This is a genomic window from Variovorax sp. H27-G14, from assembly GCF_046156345.1.
Classification (GTDB): Bacteria; Pseudomonadota; Gammaproteobacteria; order Burkholderiales; family Burkholderiaceae_C; genus Variovorax.
The window spans coordinates 53,471-74,467 of record NZ_JAYLVN010000010.1 but is presented as its reverse complement, the minus strand read 5'-3'; the positions used below and the strand labels follow the sequence as shown (position 1 = coordinate 74,467).

Below are 20,997 nucleotides of genomic sequence, written 5' to 3'. Positions count from 1 at the left end.
CCGCATGGACGCCGAACTGCAGGCCGAACTGCAGGCCGACCGCGCGGCGCTCGCCGACACGGTGCGCCGCTTTGCCGAGAACGAGATCGCGCCGAACGTGCAGGCGTGGGACGACGCGGGCGAGTTTCCGCGTGCGCTGTACACGCGCGCCGCGCAACTGGGGCTGCTCGGGCTGAGCTATCCCGAGGAACTGGGCGGCACCCCTGCGTCGTATTCGCTCAAGCTGCCCGCGTGGGTAGCGCTGGCGCGCCACGGCAAGAGCGGCGGCGTGCTCGCCAGCCTTTTCTCCCACAACATCGGCCTGCCGCCGGTGGTGCTGCACGCCAGCGACGCGGTGCGCCACGAGGTGGTGCCGCCGGTGCTGCGCGGCGAGAAGATTGCCGCGCTCGCCATCACCGAACCCGGCGGCGGCTCCGACGTGGCCGCGCTGCGCACCACCGCGCGGCGAGACACCGATGGCGCAGGCGACCACTACGTGGTGAACGGCGAGAAGACCTTCATCACCTCCGGCATGCGCGCCGACTGGATCACCGTGGCCGTGCGCACCGGCCAAGAACGCGGCGCGAGCGGCATCTCGATGCTGCTGGTGCCGGGCGACACACCGGGTCTGTCGCGCACGCGCCTGTCGAAGATGGGCTGGCTGTGCTCCGACACCGCCACCCTGCACTTCGACAACGTGCGCGTGCCGGCGCGCTACCTGCTGGGCAAGGAGGGCGCGGGCTTTCGCATGGTCATGGGCAACTTCAACGGCGAACGCATCGGCCTGGCCGCGAGCGCGCTGGGCTTTTCGCAGGCCTGCCTGGACGAGGCGCTGGCCTGGGCGCGAGAACGCAAGACCTTCGGCCACGCGCTCATCGAGCACCAGGCGGTGCGTCACAAGCTGGTCGACATGCAGATGCGCATCGCCTCTACCGAGGCGTGGATCGAGGCCGTGTCCACCGAGGGCGATGCACTGGAGGCAGCCGGCCGCTTCAATGCGCCGGAGTGGGTGGCGCAGATCTGCATGCTGAAGAACCACGCCACGCAGACCATGCAGTTCTGCGCCGACCAGGCGGTGCAGATCCTGGGCGGCATGGGCTTCATGCGCGGCACGGTGAGCGAGCGCATCTACCGCGAGGTGAAGGTGATGATGATCGGCGGCGGGGCGGAAGAAATCATGAAGGAGCTGGCCGCCAGGCAGCTGGGCTGGTAGCGCGCGGCGGCCCGCCCGACCGCATGCTCGCCCGCGCTCAGTCTTTCTTGTCGGGCGACTCGCCCTGTGCGGCGGCCAGCGCAGCCGCCGCGCGCAGCTTGTCCTTCTTGCTCGGCCGCGCCCCCTTGACGCCTCCGTTGCCCGACGCGTCCACCACCGGCACGGCCACCTCGGTCGGCTCGAAGCCTTCGATGCGCTCGCGCGGCAGGCTCAGGCCCTGGCGCTTTTCGATCAGGCGGAAGTGCGCCTCGGTCGATGCGCTCACAAAGCTGATCGCCAGGCCGCTCTCACCCGCGCGGCCGGTGCGCCCGATGCGGTGGATGTAGTCGGTCGGCGAGCGCGGCAGGTCGTAGTTGATGACCACCGGCAGCTGCGCAATGTCGATGCCGCGCGCCGCCAGGTCGGTGGCAATCACCACGTCCCAGCGGCTCTGCTTGAAGTCCGACAGGATGTTGGTGCGCGTGCCCTGCGCAATGTCGCCGTGGAACGGCACCGCGTAGATGCCGTTCTTGTAGAGCTTCTCGGCCACGATCTGGGCCGCATGCTGCGTGGCGACGAAGACCAGCACGCGGTCCCATTCGCCTTCGTGCTGCTTGAGCAGGTGGCGCAGCAGCTGCGTGCGGCGCACCGGGTCGACCTCGATCACGCGCTGCACGATGTTGGGCTCGGTGCCCGGCTCGCCCTGCACGTCGATGACGGCCGGCTCGCGCAGCATGCCGTCGGCCAGCGCCTGGATGGCCGGCGGAAAGGTGGCGGAGAACAGCAGGTTCTGGCGCTGCGCTGGCAGCAGCGCAAGGATGCGGCCGAGCTCCTCGGCAAAGCCCAGGTCGAACAGGCGGTCGGCCTCGTCGAGCACCAGCATCGACACGGCATTGAGCTTGAGCGCGTTGTGCTCGACCAGGTCGAGCAGGCGGCCCGGCGTGGCAATGACGATGTCGGCGCCGCCGCGCAGACCCATCATCTGCGGGTTGATCGACACGCCGCCGAAGGCGATGACGATCTTCAGGCGCTCGGGCAGGTGCTGCGCCAGGCTGCGCATGGTTTCACCGACCTGGGCCGCAAGCTCGCGCGTGGGCACCAGCACCAGGGCGCGCACACGGCCCGAGCCCTGAGCGGGCTCGGTGGTCAGGCGCTGCAGCAGCGGCAGGGAAAATGCGGCGGTCTTGCCGGAGCCGGTCTGCGCCGAGCCCCGCACGTCGCAACCTTGCAGAATCGAGGGGATGGCCGCGGCCTGGATGGCGGTCGGCGTGGCATAGCCGCTTTCGGCGGCAGCCTGCACGAGCGCGGGGGTCAGGCCCAGTGAATCGAATGGCATGTGAGCAGACAGAGAGAAAAACCCGAGAGAGATAGAGAGAGAAGAGACGAACCGAATGTCGACGATGAAACAGCGCAATCAAGCCGGCAGCGCCCTGGTGTACTCCACCGAGGCGGGCGGGCGCATGTGCCCCGACTGCGGCGAGCCCGTGGCCCAGTGCAGGTGCAAGGAACTGAAGGCGCGCGTGCCCGCCACGGACGGCATTGTCCGCGTATCGCACGAGACCAAGGGACGCAAAGGCAAAGGCGTGACCGTGGTGAAGGGAGTTGCGCTGAACGCGGAAGGCCTCGCGGCGCTCGGCAAGCAGCTGAAAACGGCCTGCGGCTCGGGTGGCACGGTGAAGGACGGGGTCATCGAAATTCAGGGCGACCATCGCGAAACCGTGATCGCTGCCCTGGTGAAGCAGGGCCACACGGTCAAGCGGGCCGGAGGCTGAACCCCGATGAAACCCGAAGACCTGCAGCGCCTGGTGACACTGGAGATGCCTTTCGGCAAGCACAAGGGCACGCTGATTGCCGATTTGCCCGGAAACTACCTGACCTGGTTCGCACGCGAGGGTTTTCCCTCGGGAGAGATCGGTCGGTTGCTGGCTTTGATGCATGAAATCGACCACAACGGGCTTTCCGACCTGCTGAAACCGTTGCGAAACCGCCCGCGCGGCAAAAGTGTTTCTCAATAACACACAAATTTCCAACAGTTTTTGCAATTCACACTGGATAATCCGGCTCACGTGTCTGTGAGACCTCGCTGTCTCCCGTGCACGTAATTCGGTGATCGGTCAGTTTCGCGCCACAGCGCACTTGTTTGTTGTGATTCTGGGACTCCATCGCTTTGTATTGTTGGTTTGAATTAGGAGTCCCTCCATGGGCAAGAAACTCTACGTAGGCAACCTGGCCTACTCCGTGCGTGACAACGACCTGGAACAATCTTTCGGCGAGTTCGGCTCGATCGTCAGCGCCAAGGTCATGATGGAACGTGACACCGGCCGTTCGAAGGGCTTCGGCTTTGTCGAAATGGGTTCGGATGCTGAAGCACTCGCAGCCATCGAAGCCATGAACGGCCACTCGCTGCAGGGCCGTGCCCTGACGGTGAATGAAGCCCGTCCGATGGAAGCTCGTCCTCCCCGCACCGGCGGTGGTGGCGGCTACGGCGGCGGCGCTGGTGGCGGCGGTGGCGGCTACGGCGGTGGTGGTGGTGGCGGCGGTTACGGCGGCGGCGGCGGTGGCCGCAGCGGTGGTGGCGGCGGCTACGGTGGTGGCGGCGGCGGCGGTGGCCGTGGCGGCTACTAAGCCCTCCCCTGCACTCTGAGAGCTTCGGCTCTCTGAATGAAAAAAAGCTCCTTCGGGAGCTTTTTTCGTTTCTGCGCCGGGCAAGAAAGGCCCAAGTCAGCTCCACCTAATGAAAACCCGGTAAGCATTAGTCCGTACCACTGCGGTCAGCCAACGGTCAGGCCCGCAGAACGACCCTCACCCCTCCATACAAAGAGGGGCGAGAGATGCGTATCAAGAGTCAGGCGGACTTCTTTTCGGGAGTCATGTTCACCAGCGTGGGGGGCGCGTTTGCGATAGGCGCCACCACGTACACCGTGGGTAACGGCGCCCGCATGGGGCCGGGTTATTTCCCGCTGATGCTCGGCATCCTGCTGGCCGTGCTCGGCGCGATCATCATGTTTCAGGCGCTGGTGGTCGAAACCACCGACGGCGACCCGATCGGCAAGTGGGCCTGGAAGCCGCTGGCCTTCGTGCTCGGCGCCAACCTGGCCTTCGGCGTGCTGCTGGGCGGGCTGCCCAGCATCGGGCTGCCAGCCATGGGGATGATCATCGCGATTTACGCGCTGACCATCATCTCGAGCATGGCGGGCGAGCAATTCAAGCTGCGCGACGTGCTGATCCTGTCGACCATTCTGGCGGCCGGCAGCTATGTGGCCTTCATCTGGGCGCTGAAGCTCCAGATCCAGGTCTGGCCCACTTTCATTTCGGGCTGAGGAGCACGCACCATGGACCTGATCCACAACCTTTCCATCGGTTTTGGCGTTGCCTTCACCTTCACCAACCTGCTGTACTGCCTGCTGGGCTGCATTCTGGGCACGCTGATTGGCGTGCTGCCGGGCATCGGTCCGGTCGCGACCATCGCGATGCTGCTGCCCGCCACGTATGCGCTGCCGCCCGTGTCGGCGCTGATCATGCTGGCCGGCATCTACTACGGCGCCCAGTACGGCGGCTCGACCACGGCCATTCTGGTCAACCTGCCGGGCGAGTCTTCGTCGGTGGTCACCTGCATCGACGGCTACCAGATGGCAAGGCAGGGCCGAGCGGGCCCCGCCCTGGCCGCGGCGGGCCTGGGCTCGTTCTTCGCGGGTTGCGTGGGCACGCTGATCCTGGCCGCCTTCGCGCCGCCGCTGACCGAACTGGCCTTCAAGTTCGGCCCGGCCGAGTACTTCTCGCTGATGACGCTGGGCCTGATCGGCGCGGTGGTGCTGGCCTCGGGCTCGCTGATCAAGGCGGTGGCCATGATCGTGCTGGGCCTCTTGCTGGGCATCGTGGGCACCGACGTCAACTCTGGCGTGGCGCGCTACAGCTTCGACATTCCGGAGCTCACCGACGGCATCGGCTTCGTGGTGATTGCCATGGGCGTGTTCGGCTACGGCGAAATCATCGGCAACCTGTCGCAGCCCGATGACGAGCGCGAGGTGTTCACGCACAAGGTGAAGGGCCTGTGGCCCACCAAGGAAGACTTCAAGCGCATGACGCCGGCGGTGCTGCGCGGCACGGCGCTGGGTTCGGCCCTGGGCATTCTGCCGGGCGGCGGCGCATTGCTGGCTTCGTTCGCCTCGTATGCGCTGGAGAAGAAGATCAAGATGCGCCCGGGCGAAGTGCCTTTCGGCAAGGGCAACATCCGCGGCGTGGCATCGCCGGAGTCGGCCAACAATGCCGGCGCGCAAACCTCCTTCATTCCGCTGCTGACGCTGGGCATCCCGCCCAACGCGGTGATGGCGCTGATGGTGGGCGCAATGACGATCCACAACATCCAGCCGGGTCCGCAGGTGATGACCAGCAACCCGGAGCTGTTCTGGGGCCTGATCGCCTCGATGTGGATCGGCAATGCGATGCTGATCATCCTGAACCTGCCGTTGATCGGCATGTGGATCAAGCTGCTGACGGTGCCGTACAAGTTCCTGTTCCCGGCCATCGTGTTGTTCTGCGCGATTGGCGTGTACTCGACCAACAACAACACGTTCGACGTGTGGATGGTGGCGGCCTTCGGTTTCATCGGCTACTTGTTCATCAAGCTCAAGACGGAGCCGGCGCCGCTGCTGCTGGGTTTCATCCTGGGGCCGATGATGGAAGAGAACCTGCGGCGTGCGCTGCTCTTGTCGCGCGGCGCGTGGAGCGTGTTCGTCACGCGGCCGTTGTCGGCGGGGCTGTTGGTGGCTGCGGCGCTGCTGCTGGGCATCGTGCTGTTGCCAGCGATCAAGGCCAAGCGCGAGGAAGCTTTCGTCGAGGAGTGATGTCTCTTCCGCGATTGTTCGAAGCCCCCTTGATCGGGGGCTTTTTTGTTTCTGCTGTTTGCTTGTTGGCTGCTGCTGTTGTTCAGGGCGCTTTGTTCAGGGCGTGTGCACAGGCCGCCGGGTACTCCCCTCCGCGAATGTCCCCCGGGCTTCGCCCTCCTCCTTTATTTCGCTGCGGGGAGCACCCGACGCCCTGTGCACCTGGGCACGCTCTGCGGTGATCGCGCGATCAACCACTGCTCTGAAAACGCTCACGTCGATGGGGTGCCTTGCGCAGCGAAATAAAGGAGGAGGCCGCAGGCCGGGGGACATTCGCGGAGCAAGGCACCCCGTCGGCGTGAGCAGCGCCATGAACAAAAGCGCTCAAAACATAGGCCAAAGCTCACCGAAGAAACGCGTCGTAAGCCGTCTTCAAGATCAGCGCACTCACGACCACCATGAACACCACACGCACAAATCCTGCCCCATGCTTGAGCGCCACGCGCGTGCCCAGCAAGCTGCCGGCCACATTGGCCACCGCCATCACCAGCCCGTAGTGCCACCACACATGCCCCTTGGCCGCCAGCAGGATCAACGCGGCGCCGTTGGTCATCGTGTTGATGATCTTGGCGGAGGCCGAAGCGTTGAGAAAGTCGTAGCCCATCCAGCGCACGAACAAGAAGACCAGAAAGCTGCCCGCTCCCGGCCCGAAGAAGCCGTCGTACAGCCCGATCGACAACCCGATGGTGCAGGCCGCCAGCGTCTCGGCGCGACCGGTGAAGCGCGGCGCGTGCAACCGGCCCATGTCCTTGCGCGCCAGTGTGTAGAGCAGCACGCCCAGAAGAATGAGCGGCAGGGCACGGCGCAGAAAGTCGCCCGGAAACACCGTGACACCCCAGGCACCCAGCATCGCGCCGGCAAAACCGACCAGCGCTGCCGGCCACAAGGCACCCCAGCGCATCTGCACCCGCTGGCTGAACTGGGCCGCCGCGGCGGCCGTGCCCCAAATGGACGCACTCTTGTTGGTGCCCAGCAAGGTCGCCGGTGGTGCGCCCGGAAACACCGCAAACAGCGCCGGCACCAGGATCAACCCGCCCCCACCCACGATCGAATCGACAAAACCCGCAAGCAGCGAGGCACCCGTGACTACCAGCATTTCCATGCCGGCGATTGTCTCACCCGGGAGCTATCAAAAAGCTAGCGCTACAAGCAAGTGCGGCAGCCGCTAGTGGCACATTCGGCGTGAAGAAAAAAGGGGGCTCAAGCTCGTCGATGCAATGCAGACAGGCATAAAAAAGGCGCCGACCAGCGGCGCCTTTCAAGTTCTGACCAGGCATCTCGTACGGAGCCTTTGAGCATTTTTCTTGTTGACTGGGAATTTGTCTCCTCGGACCCTCGGCAGTACGAGCAGGGCCCGTTCGCGAGTGGGCAGACTTTAGGACGTGCACCGCGCCAGTGCATTGGGAATTACCCGGTTCGCCTTACGTTGCACGCGCATTTTGCGAACAAAAGTGTTTCCGAGCGTTAACGGCATGGCACGACTCGTGCACGCAAGGCCACTGTCCACAACTCGAAAAAGACACGGCCATGGCCTTGGCGACACATGCCTCCATCAACGCGGCAGACACCGCGTGGATGATGACCTCGACCGCGCTGGTGTTGCTGATGACGCTGCCCGGCATCGCGCTCTTCTACGCGGGCATGGTGCGGCGCAAGAACGTGCTGGCCACCATGGCCGCCGTGGTGGCGATTGCCGCGGTGGTGTCGCTCACCTGGTTTGCCGTGGGGTACTCGCTGGCCTTCACACCGGGCTGGCCCTGGCTGGGCGGCTTCGGCAAGCTCTGGTTCTCGGGCTTCGAGTACCTGAAGGACGCGGGCCAGGTGGCGGTGAGCCATGTGGCGCCCAACATTCCCGAGTCGGTGTACGCGATGTTCCAGCTGACCTTCGCGATCATCACCACCGCGCTGGTGCTGGGCGCCTTCGTCGAGCGCATGCGCTTCTCGGCCATTCTGTGGTTCGCGCTGCTGTGGAGCGTGCTGGTGTACGCGCCGGTCGCGCACTGGGTGTGGGAGCCGGGCGGCTGGCTCGCGCAGATGGGCGCGCTGGACTTCGCGGGCGGCTCGGTGGTGCACGTCAACGCGGGCATTGCGGGGCTGGTGTGCGCCTATGCGCTGGGCCCGCGCAAGGGCTACGGACGCGAGGCCTTCGAGCCCTACAGCCTGGCCTTCACCATGATGGGCGCGGGCCTGCTGTGGGTGGGCTGGTTCGGCTTCAATGCGGGCTCCGCCGTGGCGGCCGACGGGCGTGCCGGGCTGGCGATGCTGGTGACGCACATCGCGGCGGCCGCGGGTGCCATGAGCTGGATGATCGGCGAGTGGACGGTGCGCCGCAGCCCGTCGCTGCTGGGCCTGTGTTCGGGCCTGGTGGCGGGGCTGGTGGCCATTACGCCGGCGGCGGGCTTCGTCACGCCGCTGGCGGCGTTGGCCATTGGGGCCATTGCGGGGCTGGCCTGTTATTGGGGCGCGACGGGGCTCAAGCACCTGCTGGGCGCGGACGATTCGCTGGACGTGTTCGGCGTGCACGGCATCGGGGGCATCGTGGGTGCGTTGCTGACGGGGGTGTTCGCCGATGCGCGCATCTCGGGCGCGAGCGGCAGCGTGGTGACGCAGGCGATAGCGGTGGGCAGCGTGGCCATTTACAGCGCCACGGGAACGGCGGTGGTGCTTTGGCTGGTGCATGTGTTGGTCGGCTTGCGTGTGGACGCCAACAGTGAGCAGCTGGGCCTCGATCTTGCTCAGCATCGTGAGCACCAGGGAGGCTGACCGGCCGCAAGCCATTAGGGAGAGACCATGCCATCGATGTCCGAAAGCGAACGCATCGCCCTCGCCGCGCGTCTTCACGTGGCGTTGCGTCGCAAGCATGGGCGCGTGACGGACACGGAATGGATGGCGACCAACGCGGAGTACGCGACCGAGATCGTGCGGATGACGCGGGCGCATGCGGCGGACACGAAGGACGAGGAGCTCTATCAGCTCGCCACGCGGTTGGAGCAGGCGATGGAGCCGCTGGCCCGTGCTGCTCGGTTGGCGGCGCGGCAGCCTGATGGAAATCCGCCTACGCCGCCGCCTCGGTATGTCGGGGGGTTGCGCTGAATTCGGGGTCGTGAATTCGGGGTCGGGGTCAGTTCAGGGCGCGTGCACAGGCCGCCGGGTGCTCCCCTCCGCGAATGTCCCCCGGGCTTCGCCCTCCTCCTTTATTTCGCTGCGGGGAGCACCCGACGCCCTGTGCACGTGGACACGCTCTGCGGTGATCGCGCGATCAACCCCGGCTCTGTCCAACGCTCACGCCGATGGGGTGCCTTGCGCAGCGAAATAAAGGAGGAGGCCGCAGGCCGGGGGACATTCGCGGAGCAAGGCACCCCGTCGGCGTGAGCGTAGCCCTGAATGACTCCTGGCCCTAACAAGCGACCAGAACTCAGCCCCCCGCCAACGCAGCCTTGCGAATGGACTGCAGGGTGCTGCCCGGGGTGATGGCCTCCGGGTCGAGCAGGCAATGCAGGATGGCGGGCTTGCCGCTGGCGCGCGCGCGGGCCAACGCAGGCCCGAATTCTTCGGTGGTGGTCACACGCTCACCGTGACCACCAAACACATCGGCATAGCCACGGAAGTCGGGGTTCTTCAACTGGGTGGCACTGATGCGGCCAGGGTAGTGCTTCTCCTGGTGCATGCGGATCGTGCCGTACATGGCGTTGTCGAGCAGCACCACGATGATCGGCAAACCGTACTGCACCGCCGTCGCAAACTCCTGGCCATGCATCATGAAATCGCCGTCGCCCGCGAACACCACCACCTCGCGCTGCGGCCACAACCGCTTGGCACCGACACCGGCCGGCAGGCCGTAACCCATTGAACCGCTGGTGGGCGCCAATTGACTGGCGAAGGCCCGGAACGGCCAGAAACGATGCACCCACGTGGCGAAGTTGCCCGCGCCGTTGCAAAAGATGGTGTCGGCCGGCAACACCTCGCGCAGATGCTGCATCACCTCGCCCATCTGCAGCGGACCGGGAATGCGAATGGGGGCCGGGTCGCTCCAGCGCACGAAGTCCGCGCGGGCGATGACCGTTTCGGCCTGCCACACGGGCGTGGTGGCGGGGCGCAGCGTGGCCACGGCTTCGGCAAAGGCCTGCGGCGTGGCGTGAATGCCCTGCGTCGGGCGGTAGAGCTTGCCAAGCTCGTCGGCGTCGGCATGCACATGCACCAGCGCTTGCTTGGGCTGCGGAATGGCCAGCAGCTCGTAGCCCTGCGACGGCACCTCCGACAGCCGCCCGCCGACCAGCAGCACCAGGTCGGCGTTGCGGATGCGCTCCAGCATGCGCGGGTTGCCGCCCAGGCCCAGGTCACCGGCGTAGCTCGGGTGATCGGCCGACATCAACATCTGGCGGCGGAACGAGCAGTACACGGGCAGCGAATACGCGGCCGCGAAATCCGCGAACTGCTGCGTGGCTTTCTCCGACCAGCGGCTGCCGCCCAGGATGACGACCGGGCGCTGGGCCTGCGACAGCCTCTGCTGCAGCTCGGCGATCTGCGCCGCGCCGGGGTGGGTTTCGGTGACGGCGTAAGGCAGCGCGTCGGCCACGGTGGCGGCCTCGGTCAGCATGTCTTCGGGCAGCGCGATCACCACCGGGCCGGGACGGCCCGAGGTGGCGACATGGAAGGCGCGCGACACCAGCTCGGGCACGCGCGCCGGGTCGTCGATCTGCACGACCCACTTGGCCATGGTGCCGAACACCGCGCCGTAGTCCAGCTCCTGGAAGGCCTCGCGGCCCAGCGCGTCGCGCGCGACCTGGCCCACGAACAGCAGCAGCGGCGTGGAGTCCTGGTGCGCAATGTGCACGCCGGCCGCCGCGTTGGTGGCGCCCGGGCCGCGGGTGACGAAGCACACGCCCGGCTTGCCGGTGAGCTTGCCCTGCGCCTCGGCCATCATGGTGGCGCCGCCTTCCTGGCGGCACACGGTCACGTCGATAGAGGCGTCGTGCAGCGCGTCGAGCACGGCCAGAAAGCTTTCGCCGGGCACGCAGAAGAGCTGCTGCACGCCATGGGTGATGAGCTGGTCGACCAGGATCTGGCCGCCGGTGCGGGGTGAGGTCATGCGGAGTCCGATGAGATGAAGGTGTTGAGTGTTGGTCTTGCTCCTTCCCCTCCCGGGGGAAGGCTGGGATGGGGGCCAGCGGCGCTGAATACGCCAACAGCAATCGACATGCCGCGAGCCCCCACCCCTGCCCTCCCCCGGAAGGGGAGGGAGCCATGCGGGGTCATTCGAGGGCTTGGCACGCGGCAATGATGCGGCTGCACGCCTCTTCCAGTTGCGACATCGACGTCGCATACGAAATTCGGAAGTACGGCGCCAGCCCGAACACGCTGCCCGGCACCACCGCCACCTCGAAGTCCTGCAGCAGGTAGCTGCAGAAGTCGCTGTCGCTTTGCAGCAGCGTGCCGCCGCGCGTGCGCTTGCCGAGCACGCCGGCGCAGCTCGCGAAGGTATAGAACGCGCCTTCCGGCACGCGGCAGCGCAGCCCCGGCGCGCGGTTCAGCGCGGCCACCACGAAGTCGCGCCGCGCCTGAAAGTCGGCGCAGCGCTCGGCCACGATGCCCTGCGGTCCGGTCAGCGCCTCGATGGCCGCGGCCTGGCTGATCGACGACGGGCACGAGGTGGTCTGGCTCTGCACCACGGCCATGGCCGCGATGAGCGCGCGCGGACCCGCGCCGTAACCTACGCGCCAGCCGGTCATGGCGTAGGCCTTGGACACACCGTTGACCGTCAGCGTGCGTTCGCGCAGGCGCGGCGCCACCGCCACGGGCGTGGCGAACGCCAGGCCGTCGTAAAGAATGTGTTCGTAGATGTCGTCCGCCAGCACCCACACCTGCGGGTGGCGCAGCAGCACATCGCACAGCGGCTCGAGCTGCGCGGCGCTGTAGGCCGCGCCGCTGGGGTTGGACGGCGAGTTGAGAAACAGCCAGCGCGTGCGCGGCGTGATGGCCGCCTCGAGCTGCGCCGCGTCGATGCGAAAACCGTTCGCCTCGCTGCCCGCCACCGCCACCGGCACACCGCCGCAGATCTGCACGATGTCGGCGTAAGACGTCCAGTACGGCGCGGGCAGGATCACCTCGTCGCCGGGGTTCAGGCTGGCCATCAGCGCATTGAAGATCACCTGCTTGGCGCCCGCGCTCACACTGATTTCGTCGAGCGCAAAGTCCAGCGCGTTGTCGCGCTGGAACTTCAGCTGCACCGCCGCCTTCATCGCCGGGCTGCCGTCGAGCACCGTGTAGCGCGTGTCGCCACGCTCTATGGCGCGCACCGCGGCGTCGCGCACGTTGAGCGGCGTGTCGAAGTCGGGCTCGCCCGCGCCCAGCACGATCACCGGACGGCCCGCGCGCTTGAGCGCATTGGCGTGGTCGGTGATGCGCAGGATTTCCGACACGCCGATGGCGCGCACGCGCTGCGCCGGCTGGAATGCGATGACGTCGGCGGTGTCTGCTGTCACTTTGCGTAGGCTTCCAGCGGCTTGTCGTTGGGCTCAAGCATCAGCTGCTTCAGCGCGGGGCTCATCGGCAGGTTCAGGCTGGTGTTCTTCGGCGGAATGGCGGCCACGAACCACTTGGTGTAGATCTTCTCGACCTCACCGCTCTTCATGAGCTTGCGCAGCGAATCGTCCACCGCGGTCTTGAAGGCCGGGTCGTCCTTGCGGAACAGCAGCGCGATGGGCTCGGAGCCCAGCGCCTCGCCCACGATGCGGTAGCTCGCGGGGCTCTTGGAGTTGGCGATGATGCCGGCCAGCAGGTTGTCGTCGAGCACGAAGGCGTCGGCGCGGCCCGACTCCATCAGCAGAAAGCTCTCCAGGTGGTCCTTGCCGAGCATGGTGTTGTAAGACACGTTCTGCGCGCGCTCGCGCTTGCGCAGCAGCTGCACGGCGGTGGTGCCGGTCGAGGCCGACACGTTGCGCCCCGCAAGCTGGTCCAGCGAGGTGATGCCCGAGTCGACCTTGGTGGCCATGCGCACTTCACTCACGTACGTGGTGAGCGCAAAGGCCACCTGCTGCTGGCGCGCGGTGTTGTTGGTGGTGGGGCCGCAGCCGATGTCCAGCGTGCCGTTCTGCACCAGCGGAATGGTGTTCTGCGCGGTCACGGCCATGTACTCCAGCTTGGCGTTGGGCACGATGTCCTTCAGCACGCGCTCGCACAGTTCGACGTGGTAGCCCACGTACTTGTCGCCCGCGCCCAGCATGTAGGCCATGGGCGGCGACGCCTCGCGCACGCCAAGCACCACCTTGCCGCTGCTCTTGATCTTGTCGAGCGTGCCGGTGGCGGTTTGTGCCGAGGCGCCGAATGCGAGCGCGAGCAGCGCGGCGGCAATGCCGGTGGTTGCAGCGGTCTTGAAGGGAATGTTCATGTTCTCTGTCTCCTGGTTATGGTTTTGGTGAATGCATGCGGCCGCCCGCCTGCCACCGCGGCGAAGCGCCGCGCGGCAGGTGCGAGCGAACCGGAAAGGCGATCAGTCGCCGATATCGAAGGTCACGCCCTGTGCGAGCGGCAACGCCGTCGAATAGTTGATGGTGTTCGTGGCGCGGCGCATGTACGCCTTCCAGCTGTCGGAGCCGGCTTCGCGCCCGCCGCCGGTTTCTTTCTCGCCACCGAAGGCGCCGCCGATTTCCGCGCCACTCGGGCCGATGTTGACGTTGGCAATGCCGCAGTCCGAGCCCGCGCTCGACATGAAGCGCTCGGCCTCGCGCACGTTCAGCGTGAAGATCGACGACGACAGGCCCGCGCCCACCGCGTTGTGCCATTCGATGGCCTCGTCCAGCGTGCTGTAGCGCACCACGTACAGGATGGGCGCGAAGGTTTCGCGCAGCACCGGGCCGTCGTGCGACTTCAGCTCGACCAGCGCGGGGCGCACGTAGAAGGCGTCCGCCGTGCCGATGCCTTCCACGCGTTGGCCGCCATGCACCGTGGCGCCAATTTCGCGGCTTTCGCCCAGCGCCTTCTGCATGCCGTCGAAGGCCGCGCGGTCGATCAGCGGGCCGACCAGTGTGCCGGCCTCGCGCGGGTCGCCGACCTGCACGTTGCCGTACACCTTGGCCAGCTTGGGCACCAGCGCGTCGTACACGCTGTCGTGCACGAACAGGCGGCGCAGCGTGGTGCAGCGCTGGCCGGCCGTGCCCATGGCCGAGAAGGCGATGCCGCGCAGCGTGAGATCGAGGTCGGCCGAGGGCGTGACGATGGCGGCGTTGTTGCCGCCCAGCTCCAGAATGGCGCGGGCAAAGCGCGCGGCCAGCTTGGGGCCGACCTGCCGGCCCATGGCGGTGGAGCCGGTGGCCGAGAGGATGGGCACGCGGTGGTCGTCCACCAGCACTTCGCCGATGTCGCGCTGGCCCAGCAGCAGGCCCAGCAGGCCTTCGGGCGCGTCGCCGAAACGGGCAACGGCGCGCTGCGCGATGGCGTGCACGGCCAGCGCGGTGAGCGGGGTTTTTTCGGACGGCTTCCACACCACCGAGTCGCCGCACACCAGCGCCAGCGCGGCGTTCCACGACCACACGGCCACGGGAAAGTTGAAGGCCGAGATCACGCCGCACACGCCCAGCGGATGCCAAGTTTCCATCATGCGGTGCTCGGCGCGCTCGGTGGCCAGCGTGAGGCCGTAGAGCTGGCGCGACAGGCCCACGGCAAAGTCGCAGATGTCGATCATTTCCTGCACCTCGCCCGCGCCTTCGGACGGAATCTTGCCGGCCTCCAGCGTGACCAGGCGGCCCAGGTCGACCTTGGCCGCGCGCAGCTCTTCGCCCAGCAGGCGCACCAGCTCGCCGCGGCGCGGGGCCGGCACGTTGCGCCAGGCCTTGAACGCGTCGTGCGCGCGGCCGATGGCGGCGGTGGCTTCGGCCGGCGAGGTCTGCGCCACCTGCGCGACCACCTCGCCGGAAACCGGCGAGCGCACCGTCAGTTCGCCGCCGGTGTGGGCCGCGCGGGGCACGCCAAGGCGCTCCAGCAGTCGGGCGACTTCGGTGGCAACGGGAAGGGAGGTGGGGGCTTCGGACATGGACGCGCTCCGTGGAGGAGGTGAAAGAAGAAGGCTGCAGGGGGTGCGAAAACCCGGCCAATATCAGCGAACTCCGCGCGAATGCCTAGTGAAAAGATGGAAGGATGTGATGCGTTTCAGGAAGGACCTTGGACCATCGCCATCGACGAACTGCTGCGCGAACCGGATATCGCTCCGCCTCGCCCGTCTCAGCAGCCGTTCACACGCCAAGCGTTGTTTTCTTCCCCGGCCTGATCAAGATCAGAAGTATGAAAAGCGGAATGAACGCCAGAAACAACGACTGAGGTGCAATCCAGTGCTCGAGCAAGCCACCCAACAGGCCGCCAAACAGGCCACCGCAGGGGCCGGCAAGCGCGTTGATCGTTGCCGCCTGACTGAACCCGATCGTCTCGCCAAGGATGGCGAACTCGGTGAGATTGATGATCTGCAACAGGCCGAGGCCACTCCCCAGAACCGCCGCAAAGATACAGGTCTCTGCCGTCGCGCGCGACACAGCCAAACCAATCAGGGCACTCACAACCAAAAGACCACCCAGGATGCGGCTTGCGCGAGGACGCCCCACCACAAGCCGCCCGGCTGTTACCAGTGTCAGAACGAACGCCAGCCCCTGCGTGGCGACCACGAAGCCAGCCGTGCGCTCTGGCAAATGCAGGTAGCGCAGAACGATGATCACGATATAGAAAGCAAAGTAGGCATTCAACGACTGAATGGAGAACTCCCAGATCGCAACGCGCCGCGCGGGCATTGCCTTGAACAGTTGCGCAAGAGTCCCCCGCTCTCCCGCTTTGCCCCGCTTCAGTTCCGGCTGTCTACCATGGCCGATACCTAGCAGGAACACTGCGATGTTCAACGCGAATATGGCGGCGGCGCCCCAGAAGGCAAACACGGGTCCATGCAAAGGAAACAGCGTCGTTGCCAGGACCGCGCCCAAAAAAGTCATCCCAACCACGTGAGCTGCCCTGAACCACCCTGCACGTTGCTTTCCGAGTTCACGCAGCCGACTCATGAAAATGGTGTTAATCGACACGAATCGGGGGGGCATGGCCAAGCTCGCGGCTGCGGAGAATAGCAACAGTGCCCAGAAGGTCGGCACCAGCGGTGTCAGCAGGCACATGAGCATGGCCCAAGCCGAGCCCACGACGAAGACAACGCGTACGCCATAGACGTCAACCCAGCGACCGGCCGAGGTTGCCAGCACCAGCATGCCGACGCTCTGGGACATGGCCAAGGCGGCAAGCATCCAACCGCTCGCGTCCATCTTTACCGCATACAGGGTCGTGACCACCCTGGAATAGCCGATGCTCAGGCCCATCAACAGCGACAGACAAACCAGCCCGTTCAAAAAACTGCGAGTGGAGAGGCTGGCACCGGCAAGGTTGTCACCTTGAGTGGTCATGTCGAACAGGTTCGGGGCAACTTATTCAGTGCGCATGAGCTCGGCTCCGAGAGCCGTCCGCAGCCACCGGCACGTCGCCCACGATAGTTACCCGCCGCATGACTCGCGTTCTATCGCCGTAATCATTGATGGCGTAATGCTGAGTGGAGCGGTTGTCCCACATAGCTACATCGCCAGCAGCCCAATGCCATCGGATGGTGTTTTCCAAGCGCGTCACATGCGCTTGGAAAATCTCGTAGAGCCTGTCCGAATCGTATGTGTTGCAGTTCACGAAGCGCTGCGCGTAGTGGCCGAGCAGCAGGCTTTTCTCGCCAGTTTCGGGGTGCACGCGAACGACGGGATGCTCGCTCTTGATCACTTGCGCGGCGTACTGCGAACGATATTTCCTCGCGGTGTCGTCATGTAGCAGTTCGACCCGGCTTGCGGCGTAGTCGAAATCATTGCCGTGCACGGCCCAGAGCTTTTCTGCCAATGCCTTGAGGTGATCTGGCAGATGTTCATAGGCGGCTACCGTGTTGGCCCAGACTGTGTCACCGCCGAGGTCCGGCACCGTTACGGCGCGAAGAATGGAAAGTTTCGGCGGTTGGAGATCGAATGTGACGTCGGTGTGCCACGAGTTGGCGCGTCCCCCCTTGTGGGAATGAAGCTCAAGGATCGCCGGCTCTTTCTGGGCGGCAACCATAGGATGACTCACGATCTCGCCAAAGTTCTGCGCGAAATCACGATGCGACTGATCGGTTATTTGATACTGATTCCTGAAAAAAATCACGCGATGCTTCAGCAACATCTGTTGAATGAAATCAATTTTTTCTTGCGGCATTCTGCTACAAATGAATACGCCACGTAGCTCAGCGCCAAGCCCGCCGGATAGTGCAATAGCCTGCAAGGCCCCCACGTCTTGGCATATCGAATTATTTATCACCTCTTCAACCCCCTTGATAATTTTATTTATAGTGCAGCATTGAATTCAATGCCGCATCGCATTGAGCTTTAATTGAAAATAAAGCCTGATCTTCCGACATTTTTTGATTATTCTTGCGGATAAATGCAATCGCCCCGCGCATCGCAATCTCGTACCGCTCCAGGAATATTTTTGAGTCATTTTCAGGAAGGGCTGCCATGTAAGCACAAAACTCTCGATCAGCAATGAAGTTTTGTAGCGGCGTGGTTGGCGCAGAGTTCGCCAATGCAGCCCAAAAAATTCCAACAAAAATAGTTACATATTTTTTTGTCATGCACTTCCCTTTTATAGGGAAATTGCCAATCAACTCCCGCTCGCGATGAATCGTATTGGAGAACCAAGCCATGGAACAAACAAATTATCCTTATGATTTGCATAACGTCTTGTGATCGAGTTCTTTGAAATCTCGCATGCCCCGTTGTGACAGGTTTCCCCGATGCGGTGGGCGCGCGCCGAAAAGGCCTGCAATCATTCCCCTTGGGAGAATATTCGCGTCTGGCCAGTGGTTGTCATATCCGCCGTCGCTTAAACTGATTTCAGGGAACGGTGAATAACCGCAAGGGACGGAAAAATGAAACGAGATGACCACCTGCAAACCGCACCGCAGTCCAGCAAAGACGACGATATTGCAGTCGGCAAGGGCATGCTTCGAGGCCGCCTGCTGGCGCCTGAATTGCTGCGTGCTTTCGTTGCGGTGGTCGAATGCAATGGCTACACGCCTGCCGCGCATTACCTGCACCGCACGCAGGCGGCAATAAGCCAGCAAATCTCTCGCCTCGAAGATTGCATCGGGTTCGACCTTTTCGACCCACCCAAAAGACAACTGAAACTTTCCGAGCAAGGCAAGGTGCTGCTCGGCTACGCCCGCCAGCTGCTGGCGCTGAACAACGAGGCCATGGACAAGCTGCGGCCGGGCGTCGTGAGCGGGTCCGTGCGCATGGGCGCGACCAACTACTACGCCACCACGGTGCTGCCGTCGCTGCTGGCGGAGTTTTCGAATCTCTACCCCGCCATCCACATCGATCTTCAAGTCGGCGTGGCAGAGCAGATGCAGCGAAAGCTCGGGCCGGCGTTCGATCTCACGATCAATGCCTTTCAGGGGGGACAAGGCCACGGCATCCTGCTGCGCAAGGACCAGGCGGTCTGGGCGACGTCGATGCAAGCCGCCGCCCATGGCAAGACACCTGTTCCCTTGGCGTTGCTTCCACAAGGCTCGCTGCTCAGGCGATGGGCGCAGGAGGCGTTGACGCAGGCCGGGCGGCGCTGGGTGGTAGTGCAGGAAAGTTCGAGTGTCGAAGTGCTCAAGGCGAGCGTTCTCGCCGGGCTGGCGGTCGGCGTGTTCCATGAAGCGACGGTCGGCACGGTCGCGGGCCTGCGTACCTTGACGCCGGAGGAAGGCTTCCCGGCGCTGCCGTGCTCTGAAATGTGGCTGAACCGGGCGAACCGCGAGTTGCCGAGAGCGGCCAAGTGCCTGCACGAGTTCCTGCTGGAGCAGTTGCCACCTTGGGAGTAGCTTGCCGAGCGCGTGCCCAGCTGCCGGACGACTCGGCGCGCGCTCCCTGCGCAACGGCCTGCGCGCCTACGCACACCGCCCTTTGCGCCCGCCAAGATGCGCCACCACCATGAAGCTGATCCTCTCCCTCTACGCCGCCCTGCACGCGCTCACGGCGTTCGCCTTCGCCGCCGCGGCCGTGGTGCTGATCGTGGTGGCGGGGCATGCCGGCTTTGTCGCGGTCATGCAGGGCATCGGCATTTCGGCGGCGGAGGCGGTGATCGAGGCGGTCGGGCTGCTGGCGGCCGCGGTGGTGGCCCTGCAAATCTCCCAGACCGTGCTGGAAGAAGAAGTGGTGCGCGACGCCCACATCGGCGCGCCGACGCGCGTGCGCCGGTTTCTTTCGCGCTTCATGGTGGTGATCGTGGTGGCCGTGGCGGTCGAGGGGCTGGTCGCGATCTTCAAGGCGCGCGAAAAGCCCGAGCTCATGCTGTACGGCGCCGCCCTGCTGAGCGCGGTGGGCCTGCTGATGGCGGGCTGGGGCGTGTTCATTCGGCTGAACCGCTACGCCGAAGAGCTGGAGCCCGAAGCCATGGCGGAAGCCAAGAGCGAAGACGTCAAGCTGAAGGAGTGAGCATGGCTTTTTCAAGCTTCTTCCAGTCCACCCTGGCCGCGCTGAGCATCGCGATGCCGCTCTCAGCTGCAGCTGCCGTGCCTGCCGACAGCAACCCGCTCGCGGCCGAGCGCTGGAAGACCCGCCCGGTGGTCGTGGTGGTGCCGCAGGCGGGCGATGCGCTGCTGCGCAAGGTTGAAACCGCCCTGCGCAAGACCACCACGCGCGAGGCCTTCATCGAGCGCGAGATGGTGCTGTACACCGTGGTCGCGGGCGAAGGCCGCCGCAACCACAAGCAGATGGCGCCCGCGCAGACCCGCGCGCTGCTGGCGGCACTGAAGCTCGATGCGGCCGGCCCGCCGACCTTTGTGCTGGTCGGCAAGGACGGCGGCGTGAAGCTGACCGAAGGGCCGCAGGTCGACCTTCAGGCGGTGTTCGCCGAGATCGACCGCATGCCGATGCGCCAGCGCTGAGGGTGCGCGGTCAGGCCGATGCGGGCACGTTCCGCACTTACTGCACGTCCGGCACTTCGATCTTTCGCCCCGCCGGCGAACTCGCCAGGCTCTGCGCGGGCCGCCGCAGCGTGGCGTCGAAGGGGTTGATCTTCGGCCCGATGGCCGCCGCTTCGCGCTTGAGCAGTTCCACCACCGTCGGCATGCGATCGGCGTTGAGCCGATCGGCGATGGTGCCCACGCTCAATGCCGCCACCGCCCGCCCTTCGCGGTCGAGGATGGGCACGGCCACGCCGGCCATGCCTTCGAGCAGCCCGGTGTTGCGCCCCGCGTAGCCGGCCTGGCGCACGCGCTCGATCTCGGTGCGCAGGTACACCTCGTCGTACACGCCGTACTCGCGCACGCGCGACAGGTTGAAGCGAATCACCTCCTCGCGCTCCGCCTCCGGCAGAAACGCCAGGATGGCCAGCGCGCCCTGCCCCACGCCCAGCGCAATGCGCCCGCCGATGTCACCGGTGAACGAGCGAATGGGAAACGGCCCCTCGCTGCGGTCCAGGCAGATGGCGTCGAAGCCGCTGCGCGCCAGCAGGAAGATGCTGTCGCCCAGGCTCGCGCACAGGCGCAGCAGCACCGGGCGGCAGATGGAGCGCAGGTCGCCGGGGTTGCCCGCGCTGGCCGCGAGCGCGAAGAAGTCGACGCTCAACCGGTAGAGCTTGCTGCGCTCGTCCTGCTCGACCATGCCTTCGGCCATGAGCGACTGCAGCAGACGGTGCGTGGTGGCCTGGGTGAGGCCCACCGAGCGTGCGATCTGCGTCACGCGCCCGCCTTCGGCCTGCACCGCGCCCAGCGCGCGAATCACCGAAAAGACGCGCGGCACGCCGCCGCTTGCGGCCGCGGCGGTCGTGGCTGCGGGCGCGGCGGGTGGCTTGGTTGCCGAACTGCTGTCCATACCTTGCTCCTGTGGAATCCGATGCATAGCGTTCGGCCATGATATTCCATTG

Annotated in this window: 21 protein-coding genes; 11 read left to right on the top strand and 10 right to left on the bottom strand. The window is 65.5% G+C overall.

Going from position 1 to position 20,997, the window contains the following annotated elements:
* The first annotated feature begins 4 nt into the window (after positions 1 to 4).
* A complete protein-coding gene (locus VLK31_RS22130) occupies positions 5 to 1,192 on the top strand; it encodes an acyl-CoA dehydrogenase family protein (protein ID WP_409170598.1) in 1,188 nt (395 codons plus the stop codon).
* A 37-nt stretch (positions 1,193 to 1,229) separates the two neighbouring features.
* On the opposite strand, the gene VLK31_RS22125 is transcribed toward VLK31_RS22130, so the two are convergent.
* On the bottom strand, positions 1,230 to 2,507 hold the full coding sequence (locus tag VLK31_RS22125; RefSeq protein ID WP_409170597.1) for a DEAD/DEAH box helicase: 1,278 nt from the start codon (positions 2,505 to 2,507) through the stop codon (positions 1,230 to 1,232).
* Positions 2,508 to 2,571: 64 nt separating this feature from the next.
* Here VLK31_RS22125 and VLK31_RS22120 point away from each other — a divergent pair, with 64 nt between their 5' ends.
* The 5 genes from VLK31_RS22120 (at position 2,572) to VLK31_RS22100 (ending at position 6,015) form a co-directional block, all read left to right on the top strand.
* Positions 2,572 to 2,943: a translation initiation factor Sui1 gene (locus tag VLK31_RS22120; protein ID WP_409170737.1), complete on the top strand. Its 372-nt coding sequence runs from the start codon at positions 2,572 to 2,574 to the stop codon at positions 2,941 to 2,943.
* 6 nt (positions 2,944 to 2,949) lie between these two features.
* Positions 2,950 to 3,186, top strand: coding sequence for a DUF3820 family protein (locus VLK31_RS22115; protein WP_409170596.1), 237 nt, complete (start codon positions 2,950 to 2,952; stop codon positions 3,184 to 3,186).
* A 184-nt stretch (positions 3,187 to 3,370) separates the two neighbouring features.
* Complete coding sequence (locus tag VLK31_RS22110) at positions 3,371 to 3,796, top strand: RNA recognition motif domain-containing protein (RefSeq protein ID WP_409170595.1); 426 nt, start codon at positions 3,371 to 3,373, stop codon at positions 3,794 to 3,796.
* 206 nt (positions 3,797 to 4,002) lie between these two features.
* Entirely contained in the window at positions 4,003 to 4,491 is a 489-nt protein-coding gene (locus VLK31_RS22105) for a tripartite tricarboxylate transporter TctB family protein (RefSeq protein ID WP_409170594.1), read from the top strand.
* 12 nt (positions 4,492 to 4,503) lie between these two features.
* On the top strand, positions 4,504 to 6,015 hold the full coding sequence (locus tag VLK31_RS22100; RefSeq protein WP_409170593.1) for a tripartite tricarboxylate transporter permease: 1,512 nt from the start codon (positions 4,504 to 4,506) through the stop codon (positions 6,013 to 6,015).
* A gap of 382 nt (positions 6,016 to 6,397) precedes the next feature.
* Here VLK31_RS22100 and VLK31_RS22095 read toward each other — a convergent pair whose 3' ends face one another.
* Complete coding sequence (locus VLK31_RS22095) at positions 6,398 to 7,156, bottom strand: sulfite exporter TauE/SafE family protein (RefSeq protein WP_409170592.1); 759 nt, start codon at positions 7,154 to 7,156, stop codon at positions 6,398 to 6,400.
* A gap of 425 nt (positions 7,157 to 7,581) precedes the next feature.
* Between VLK31_RS22095 and VLK31_RS22090 the strand changes: the two genes are divergently transcribed.
* Positions 7,582 to 8,817: an ammonium transporter gene (locus VLK31_RS22090; RefSeq protein ID WP_409170591.1), complete on the top strand. Its 1,236-nt coding sequence runs from the start codon at positions 7,582 to 7,584 to the stop codon at positions 8,815 to 8,817.
* Between the two features lie 27 nt (positions 8,818 to 8,844).
* Complete coding sequence (locus VLK31_RS22085; RefSeq protein ID WP_409170590.1) at positions 8,845 to 9,147, top strand: hypothetical protein; 303 nt, start codon at positions 8,845 to 8,847, stop codon at positions 9,145 to 9,147.
* Between the two features lie 322 nt (positions 9,148 to 9,469).
* On the opposite strand, the gene VLK31_RS22080 is transcribed toward VLK31_RS22085, so the two are convergent.
* The 7 genes from VLK31_RS22080 to VLK31_RS22050 all read right to left on the bottom strand — a co-directional run bounded on the left by VLK31_RS22080 (position 9,470) and on the right by VLK31_RS22050 (position 17,785).
* A complete protein-coding gene (locus VLK31_RS22080) occupies positions 9,470 to 11,143 on the bottom strand; it encodes a thiamine pyrophosphate-binding protein (protein WP_409170589.1) in 1,674 nt (557 codons plus the stop codon).
* Positions 11,144 to 11,306: 163 nt separating this feature from the next.
* A complete protein-coding gene (locus VLK31_RS22075) occupies positions 11,307 to 12,536 on the bottom strand; it encodes a pyridoxal phosphate-dependent aminotransferase (protein ID WP_409170588.1) in 1,230 nt (409 codons plus the stop codon).
* A complete protein-coding gene (locus VLK31_RS22070) occupies positions 12,533 to 13,441 on the bottom strand; it encodes an amino acid ABC transporter substrate-binding protein (RefSeq protein ID WP_409170587.1) in 909 nt (302 codons plus the stop codon). The genes VLK31_RS22075 and VLK31_RS22070 overlap by 4 nt, the downstream gene beginning before the upstream one ends.
* 102 nt (positions 13,442 to 13,543) lie before the next feature.
* Complete coding sequence (locus VLK31_RS22065) at positions 13,544 to 15,082, bottom strand: aldehyde dehydrogenase family protein (RefSeq protein ID WP_409170586.1); 1,539 nt, start codon at positions 15,080 to 15,082, stop codon at positions 13,544 to 13,546.
* Positions 15,083 to 15,281: 199 nt separating this feature from the next.
* Positions 15,282 to 16,478 carry an MFS transporter gene (locus VLK31_RS22060; protein ID WP_409170585.1) on the bottom strand — a complete coding sequence of 399 codons (1,197 nt, stop codon included), beginning with the start codon at positions 16,476 to 16,478 and terminating at the stop codon, positions 15,282 to 15,284.
* Positions 16,479 to 16,503: 25 nt separating this feature from the next.
* The gene (locus VLK31_RS22055; RefSeq protein ID WP_409170584.1) at positions 16,504 to 17,373 is read right to left on the bottom strand and encodes a TauD/TfdA dioxygenase family protein; all 870 of its coding nucleotides are present in this window, start codon (positions 17,371 to 17,373) and stop codon (positions 16,504 to 16,506) included.
* A 49-nt stretch (positions 17,374 to 17,422) separates the two neighbouring features.
* The gene (locus VLK31_RS22050; protein WP_409170583.1) at positions 17,423 to 17,785 is read right to left on the bottom strand and encodes a hypothetical protein; all 363 of its coding nucleotides are present in this window, start codon (positions 17,783 to 17,785) and stop codon (positions 17,423 to 17,425) included.
* Positions 17,786 to 18,010: 225 nt separating this feature from the next.
* Here VLK31_RS22050 and VLK31_RS22045 point away from each other — a divergent pair, with 225 nt between their 5' ends.
* From VLK31_RS22045 to VLK31_RS22035, 3 genes are all read left to right on the top strand, one after another.
* Positions 18,011 to 18,952: a LysR substrate-binding domain-containing protein gene (locus VLK31_RS22045; protein WP_409170582.1), complete on the top strand. Its 942-nt coding sequence runs from the start codon at positions 18,011 to 18,013 to the stop codon at positions 18,950 to 18,952.
* Between the two features lie 109 nt (positions 18,953 to 19,061).
* The gene (locus VLK31_RS22040) at positions 19,062 to 19,565 is read left to right on the top strand and encodes a hypothetical protein (RefSeq protein WP_409170581.1); all 504 of its coding nucleotides are present in this window, start codon (positions 19,062 to 19,064) and stop codon (positions 19,563 to 19,565) included.
* Positions 19,566 to 19,567: 2 nt separating this feature from the next.
* On the top strand, positions 19,568 to 20,017 hold the full coding sequence (locus VLK31_RS22035) for a DUF4174 domain-containing protein (protein WP_409170580.1): 450 nt from the start codon (positions 19,568 to 19,570) through the stop codon (positions 20,015 to 20,017).
* A 37-nt stretch (positions 20,018 to 20,054) separates the two neighbouring features.
* Here VLK31_RS22035 and VLK31_RS22030 read toward each other — a convergent pair whose 3' ends face one another.
* Positions 20,055 to 20,945, bottom strand: coding sequence for an IclR family transcriptional regulator (locus VLK31_RS22030; RefSeq protein WP_409170579.1), 891 nt, complete (start codon positions 20,943 to 20,945; stop codon positions 20,055 to 20,057).
* Positions 20,946 to 20,997 lie beyond the last annotated feature (52 nt).